The sequence below is a fragment of the Streptosporangium sp. NPDC003464 genome (assembly GCF_053588315.1).
On record NZ_JBSFPS010000389.1, the window covers coordinates 1 to 6644 of the forward strand.

The 6644-nt window shown below is 69.4% G+C and carries 6 protein-coding genes and 1 pseudogene; 5 read left to right on the forward strand and 2 right to left on the reverse strand.

Annotated elements, in window-relative coordinates; all coding sequences use genetic code 11:
* Positions 1-51: 51 nt before the first annotated feature.
* Positions 52-291 (reverse strand): hypothetical protein, encoded by a 240-nt coding sequence (locus ACWDS7_RS45145; protein ID WP_451934308.1) that lies wholly within the window; start codon positions 289-291, stop codon positions 52-54.
* A 5-nt stretch (positions 292-296) separates the two neighbouring features.
* A complete protein-coding gene (locus ACWDS7_RS45150; RefSeq protein ID WP_451934309.1) occupies positions 297-1490 on the reverse strand; it encodes an SLC13 family permease in 1194 nt (397 codons plus the stop codon).
* Between the two features lie 649 nt (positions 1491-2139).
* Between ACWDS7_RS45150 and aspS the strand changes: the two genes are divergently transcribed.
* The 5 genes and pseudogenes from aspS to ACWDS7_RS45175 all read left to right on the forward strand — a co-directional run bounded on the left by aspS (position 2140) and on the right by ACWDS7_RS45175 (position 6325).
* Positions 2140-3444 carry an aspartate--tRNA(Asn) ligase gene (gene aspS, locus ACWDS7_RS45155; RefSeq protein ID WP_451934310.1) on the forward strand — a complete coding sequence of 435 codons (1305 nt, stop codon included), beginning with the start codon at positions 2140-2142 and terminating at the stop codon, positions 3442-3444.
* A 347-nt stretch (positions 3445-3791) separates the two neighbouring features.
* Positions 3792-4060, forward strand: a pseudogene (locus tag ACWDS7_RS45160) (recombinase family protein).
* A 335-nt stretch (positions 4061-4395) separates the two neighbouring features.
* Positions 4396-5157, forward strand: a complete 762-nt coding sequence (locus ACWDS7_RS45165; protein WP_451934311.1) for a DsbA family protein — start codon at positions 4396-4398, stop codon at positions 5155-5157.
* Positions 5157-5777 carry a vitamin K epoxide reductase family protein gene (locus tag ACWDS7_RS45170; RefSeq protein ID WP_306870848.1) on the forward strand — a complete coding sequence of 207 codons (621 nt, stop codon included), beginning with the start codon at positions 5157-5159 and terminating at the stop codon, positions 5775-5777. Before ACWDS7_RS45165 ends, ACWDS7_RS45170 begins: the two co-directional genes overlap by 1 nt.
* 98 nt (positions 5778-5875) lie before the next feature.
* Complete coding sequence (locus ACWDS7_RS45175) at positions 5876-6325, forward strand: hemerythrin domain-containing protein (RefSeq protein WP_451934312.1); 450 nt, start codon at positions 5876-5878, stop codon at positions 6323-6325.
* Positions 6326-6644: the final 319 nt, after the last annotated feature.

Here is a 6644-nt window from a genome sequence, read left to right on the forward strand (position 1 = left end):
TCCCGCTCCTCGCCGCCGCGGGTGGCGTACTGGTCAGCCAGGGCGGTCGCCTTAGCCAGGCAGTCCCGGCTTTTCGCCCGCCGCGGCGGCCAGGTGCTCCACCCGCGTGCCGGGGTCGCGGTCGGGGCGTGCGCGGCCCAGCAGCCCGGCGTAGGCGCCGTGCGCGGCGCCCGGCACCCCGGAGCCGGTGACGTGCAGCAGCACCACGTCGGCGCTCTTGGGCGCGTGGGTGCGCGCAGCGTCGACGCAGGCGGGCCAGGTGCCCTCCACGATCCAGACGATGACGGTCATCGCGTTCAGCCTCCGATCGCTTGAAGTGACACCCACAGTGCCACCACCGAGAGCAGCAGCGCGGTGGGCACGGCGAACAGACCGAGCCGGGTGAACTCGCCCAGCTCCACGTCGGTGTCGTGTTCGCGCACGATCCGCCGCCACAGCAGGGTGGCCAGGGAGCCGGCGTAGGTGAGGTTCGGGCCGATGTTCACGCCGAGGAGCACGGCCAGGACGGCGCCCGGTCCGGTGGGGGCGGTCAGCGGCAGCAGCACCAGGACTGCGGGCAGGTTGTTGATGATGTTTGCCAGTACGGCTGCCAGTGCCGCGGTGGCAAGGAGGGCCGCCAGGCCGGTGCCGGCAGGAACCACGTGGCCCAGCGCGCCCGCGAGGCCGTTGTCGACCACCGCCCGGACCACGATGCCCAGCGCCAGCACGAAGGCGCAGAACGGCAAGGCCGCGGCCCGCACGATCACCGTAGGGGTGGTGCGGCGCTGGGCCAGGGTACGGGCCGCCAGGACGGCCGCGCCCGCGGCCGCCGCCCAGGCCGGGTTGATGTCGAGCGCCGAGGTCAGCACGAAACCCGCCAGGGTGCCCGCCACCGTGAGCAGGGCGAACAGCGGCAGTTCGCGGGGCTCGGAGGCGGGCGGGGCCTCGGCGCCCGCGTCCAGGTCGGTGGCGAAGAAGCGGCGGATCACCACGTACTCGGCCCCGATGGCGACCAGCCAGGGCAGCGCCATCAACCCGGCGAAGCGGGTGAAGGTCAGGCCGCTGGCGGCGAACGCCAGCAGATTGGTGAGGTTGGAGACCGGCAGCAGCAGCGAGGCGGTGTTCGACAGGTGGGTGCAGGCATAGACGTGCGGCTTGGCGCGAGCGCCCAGCCGGGCGGCGGTGGCGAACACCACCGGGGTCAGCAGTACCACCGTGGCGTCCAGGCTGAGCACCGCGGTGATCAGCGAGGCCGTCACGAAGACAAGGACCAGCAGGCGGCGGGGGCGGCCGGCCGCCCGGCGGGCCATCCAGGCGCCGCAGGCGTGGAACAGGCCCTCGTCGTCGCACAGCTGGGCCAGGACCAGGACGGCCGCGAGGAAACCGATCACCGGGCCCAGCCGGGCGGCCTCGGTCGCCGCGTGGTCGAGCGAGATCGCGCCGGTGGCGATGACCACCCCGGCGGCGGGGACGGCCACGACCGCCTCCGGCCAGCCCCACGGCCGGATCACCGCGCAGGCCAGTACCGCCAGGAGCAGGACGACGGACAGTGCTTCTGCGAGTGAGGCGTTCAGGGTCGGAACCTTTCCGGGTGGAGTCCTGGCGCGAGGAGTTCGTTGTAGGGGTCCCAGTAAGGGTGTTGGTAAGGAACGTGTCGCCAACCGCAAATAGTTGATCTTGAGCGGCGGTGTGGTAGCGATGGTCAAGAATCTGTGCTGGTGTCCCGTTGTGCTGGTGTCCCGTTAAGGATTGTCCACCGGGTTGTTCGGGGGCGCCGTCCGGCGGTGCCGCGCCGCAGGTCAAGTAATTCCCGCCTCACCGAGATCAGCGGCGACAATTCAGTCGATGAACTGGGTGCGATCCGGGTAAGGTAGCGCCCAACAGCGACGACGGAGCCGAGTAGCACCTCGATCACCGGAGTTGGAGAGAGCCGCCGGCAGCTGCGAAGGCGGACTCCGGCCGGGGCGTGAAGACCCTCCTGAGCTGCGGGGAAGAACGGCCCTCGGGCCTAGTAGAGTCCCGCCGAATCGCCCACGTCAAGGGTTTGCAGAGGCTACGCCGCACGAGTTCACGGCGTAGCGAAGGTGTGGTGGTACCGCGAGGATCCCGCTCGCCCACGCCTCTCAGGGGACGCGTTGCGAACCAGAGGAGGCCACCACCATGCAACGCATCCTGTCCATCCAGCTGTCCGCACACGTCGGCGAGACCGTACGCATCGCAGGCTGGATCCATCGTCGCCGACTGTTGAAGTCGGTCGCTTTCCTGATCCTGCGCGACGCCGCCGGCCTGACCCAGATTGTCGTGTCCGAAAAGACCGCCCGTGCTCAGCTGGAGACCCTGCCGGAAGAGACGACGGTCGCCATCGTCGGCACGGTCACCGTCGAGCCGTCCGCGCCGGGCGGCGTCGAGATCACCTCGCCGGTGATCGAGGCATTGACCGACCCCGCCGAGCCGGCTCCGTTCGACCTCTACCGGCCCGACCTGCGCGCGAGCCTGCCGACAATGCTCGACCACGCGCCGGTCGCGCTGCGCCACCCGAAGCTCGCCGCCACCCACCGCGTCAGCGCGGCCGCGGTCGGCGGGTTCCGCACGGCGCTCGAAGCGATGTCGTTCGTCGAGATCCACACCCCGAAGATCGTTGGTGCGGCGACCGAGAGCGGCGCCAACGTCTTCAAGCTCGACTACTTCGGCCGTCCGGCGTACCTGGCGCAGTCTCCTCAGCTCTACAAGCAGATGATGGTCGGCGTCTTCGAGCGGGTCTACGAAGTCGGACCGGTCTTCCGCGCCGAGCCGAGCGACACCGCCCGCCACCTCGCGTCCTACACCTCCCTCGATGCCGAGATGGGCTTCATCGAAGACCACCGCGACGTCATCGCCGCGTGCCACGCGACGGTCGGGGGCATGCTGGCCAACATCCACGCCTCGGCCGGTCCCTCACTCGAGCTTCTCGACGTCACCATGCCGGCGCTGACGGAGAAACCCGTGGTGGTGCACTTCGCCGACGTACTCGAGATGATCAGTAGGGCGACCGGCCAGGACGTGACCGCCGAATCTGACCTCGCGCCGGCGCATGAGCGTTGGATCGGCGAATGGGCCTTGCGTGAGTATGGCTCTGACTTCGTGTTCGTCGAGGGCTACCCGACCGCGCATCGCGCGTTCTACACACATCCGGACCCGGCGCGGCCCGGCTGCTCGCGCGCGTTCGACCTGATCTTTCGTGGCCTGGAGCTGGTCAGCGGCGGTCAGCGGATGCACCGGCACGCCGACTACGTGCGAGCGCTGACCGCGCGCGGTGAGAGTGACCTGTCGGCGTACTCGGGATATCTCGACGCGATGCGCTACGGCATGCCGCCGCACGGTGGCTTCGCGTTCGGGCTGGAACGGTTCATGGCACGCCTGCTCGACGTGCCGAACGTCCGCCAGGTCACGCTGTTCCCCCGCGATCTGCACCGGCTCGCTCCGTGAACGATGCCGGTGAGACCCTCGCGGATCGTTGTGCTGAAGACCCGCAGGCGCGGTGACGTCTGGACGCCGGCCCACGCCCTGTCAAGGCCGTAGGTTCGGAAATCTGCCGACCAGCGCGTAAGTGCGCTGAGCCCTACCGGTTTCCTAGGGTTTTTCACTTTCGACGCCCATCGGGAAAGAGTCAGAACTGTTGAGTGTGGCCGGACAGCTCCAGAGGTGGGACTGGGGCTGACCAGCCGGCGCACTCCATGCGTCAGCGTCAGCTTGCCCATCGACTGGAGGGAACCGATGGCTCGCCGTGGATCCTTCCGCCGTGCACAGCGGAAGGTCCGGGCGGGCCTTTCTCCATGTCTCTGAAGGCCCTGGACCACCTGCGCGAGGGCGACACGCTGGTCGTACCGTCACTGGACCGGCTCGGCCGGTCCCTGCAGGACCTGATCGCGATCGTCGCCGGCCTGCGCAACGCGACATCGGGTTCCGGTCGCCGAAGGAGGCCCTGGACACCACCACGCCGGGAGGACGGCTGGTGTTTCACGTGTTCGCCGCGCTCGCGGAGTCCGTCCGCGAACTCATCATCGAGGGCACCAACGAGGGCTCGGCCGCCGCCAAGGCTTGAGGCCGGCGCCTCGGACGGCCCCCGGCGATGCCCTGCCCAACCTCGCGCTGGACACCACCGGTGCGTCAGTTGACATTGGGCCCGGAGGCCGACCATGCGACGGCGAGACTCGAGCGTCCTCGACATCGAGTCCCCGTTGTCCGCTCTGGGACGGAGGTCGCGGCGGTAAGGGACTTTAGCCTCCGGTCCGTAAGGGGCGGTTCACTGCAGGCTGTGCGGTGGGCACCACCAGCGAGCACGGACCGGGCCATGCCCGAGCGCCGGCCGAAGAGGCGGCAACGCCGCAGCCGTGGTGCCCGCTCTTTCATCCATGCAGGAGCACGGGAGACGAGACCATGAGTACACCGGCGCGGGCCAGATCCCGCGAGCTGCGCGACGCCAGGACCGCCGCCGAGCGCCGCAGGAAGAAGCGCGTCCGCCTGGCCGCCGGTGGTGGCGGGGTGCTCATCGTGGCTCTCCTGGCCGCCATCGTGATCAGTCTCGTCAACGCCGCAGGAGGCTCCGGGGAAAGTACGGCGCCGCGGGGCAGGACAGCCGCTCCGGCGATCGCCACGACCAGCGGGGCCCTCGCTCTCGGCAGTGCCGCCGCGCCGGTGAGACTGGCGGTCTACCTCGACTACATGTGCCCGTTCTGCGGGCGCTTCGAGCAGGCCAACAGCGCCGAGCTGAACCGCCTGGTCGCCGACGGCACGGTGCGGCTGGAGCTGTATCCGCTGTCGTTCCTGGACCGGATGTCCAGCGGGACGGAATACTCCACGCGGGCCTCCAACGCCACCGCCACGGTGGCCGACCACGCGCCCGGCAAGGTCCTGGCCTTCAACACCGCGCTGTTCGCCCGCCAGCCCGCCGAGGGAAGCCGCGGCCTGTCCGACGACGAGATCGCCGCCCTGGCCCGTGACGCCGGCGTGCCGCAGGATGTCGTGAACCTCTTCACCGACCGGATCTTCGAGCCGTGGGTCACGGCTTCCACGGCCGCGGTGTTCGAGACGGGGATCTCCGGCACACCCACCGTGAAGATCAACGATGAGGTGTTCAAGGGCGACCTGTACACGGCCGGCCCGCTGACGGCGGCCATCGTCGCGGCCAAGAGATCGTGATGACCACCGTTCTGGCCCGCCTGCACCACCTCCGGCACACGAGCGGCTGGATCTTCGGAACCATGCTGCTGTCGGCGTGCCTGAGCCTGACCGCCTCCTTCGTGCTCTCGGTCGACGCCCTGGCCCTGGCGGCCGACCCGAGCACGAGCCTGTCGTGCGACATCAACGCCGTCATCAGCTGCGGGACGGTCGGCGCTTCCTGGCAGGCGCAGCTGTTCGGGTTCCCCAACGCCTTCCTGGGACTGATCGCCGAACCGGTCGTGATCACCATCGCGGTCGCGAGTCTGGGCGGCGTGCGCTTCCCGCGCTGGTTCATGTTCACCGCCCAGATGGTCTACGCCCTCGGTCTCGTCTTCGCCTGCTGGCTGCTTTTCCAGTCGATGTTCGTGATCGGCGCGCTGTGCCCGTGGTGCCTGCTGGTGACAGTGTCCACCACGCTGGTGTTCTTCACACTGACCCAGGTGAACATCCGCGACGGCAACCTGCCGCTGCCGCCCCGCGTGCAGGCGGGAGCGGCCAGGTTCATCGAGGCCGACCTTGACGTCATCGCCGTCACTGTCTGGATCCTGACCTTGATCCTGGCGATCGTCCTGAAGTACGGCTCCACGCTGATGGCATGACCCAGGGACGAACGGCCCTATCCGAAAGGTCTACTTCCTCTAATTCCGACAAGCCACCACCAGACATCCTGGAGCCCACACGATGACGTCGAAGGGTCATGATGTGCAACTACTGCGGCTGCCGGGACTTCCCGCTGATCGGCCGGCTCTCCGAGGAGCACTGGCAGATCGAGGAGACCGCCGGGGCCCTGCGCCGGGCCATCAACGAGAGCCGGTACGGCGACGCCGTATCCCTCCTCGACGGGCTGCTCGCACAGCTCATCCCGCACACCGTCACCGAGGAGAACGGCCTGTTCGCCGAACTGCGTGCCGAGGGGTCCCTGGCCGAGGCGGTCGACAGGCTCTGCGCCGAGCATGACGAGATCCACGGGGTGTTCGGCACGGTCGACCGCGCGGCACCGGACTGGGCGGCCGTGCTGGAGGCGATCGGGAAGCTGCGCCGGCACATCGACAGCGAGGAGCACGGCCTGTTCCCCGCCTCGGTGATCATGCTGCCGATCTCCGCCTGGGACCGCATCACTCCGCAGCAATCCACGGTCGGAGGGTAGAAGTGGTCGCCCTCCGGCGGGTGCACGGTCTCCGCCCCCGTGGACCGTGCACCTCCCGAAGGGCGATCCCTGCCCCCCGGGCGAGGCCGGTGACGGCCACCGGGGGCCGAAGGACCCGCAGATCTGGCGTCCAGGTTCCGTCCCGGGTGACCTGGGCCGGTGACGGGCCTCTGAGGGCCGCGCCCGGTGTTCCGGTCATGTCCGATGTGTGCCTGATCCGCCGCCTGGCCGGCTCGCGGTGCCCATGGCTGTCGTCCATGTCCGGCACGTCTTCGACGGGCGATGACGCCGCCTTCGGATGTCCGGGGAGGGTGGACCC

Bases quoted from the DNA above. Each gene is read 5' to 3' on its own strand.
- ACWDS7_RS45170 (WP_306870848.1), top strand. From the start codon at position 5,157: ATGACCACCGTTCTGGCCCGCCTGCACCACCTCCGGCACACGAGCGGC.
- ACWDS7_RS45175 (WP_451934312.1), top strand. From the start codon at position 5,876: ATGATGTGCAACTACTGCGGCTGCCGGGACTTCCCGCTGATCGGCCGG.
- ACWDS7_RS45145 (WP_451934308.1), bottom strand. From the start codon at position 291: ATGACCGTCATCGTCTGGATCGTGGAGGGCACCTGGCCCGCCTGCGTC.
- aspS (WP_451934310.1), top strand. From the start codon at position 2,140: ATGCAACGCATCCTGTCCATCCAGCTGTCCGCACACGTCGGCGAGACC.
- ACWDS7_RS45165 (WP_451934311.1), top strand. From the start codon at position 4,396: ATGAGTACACCGGCGCGGGCCAGATCCCGCGAGCTGCGCGACGCCAGG.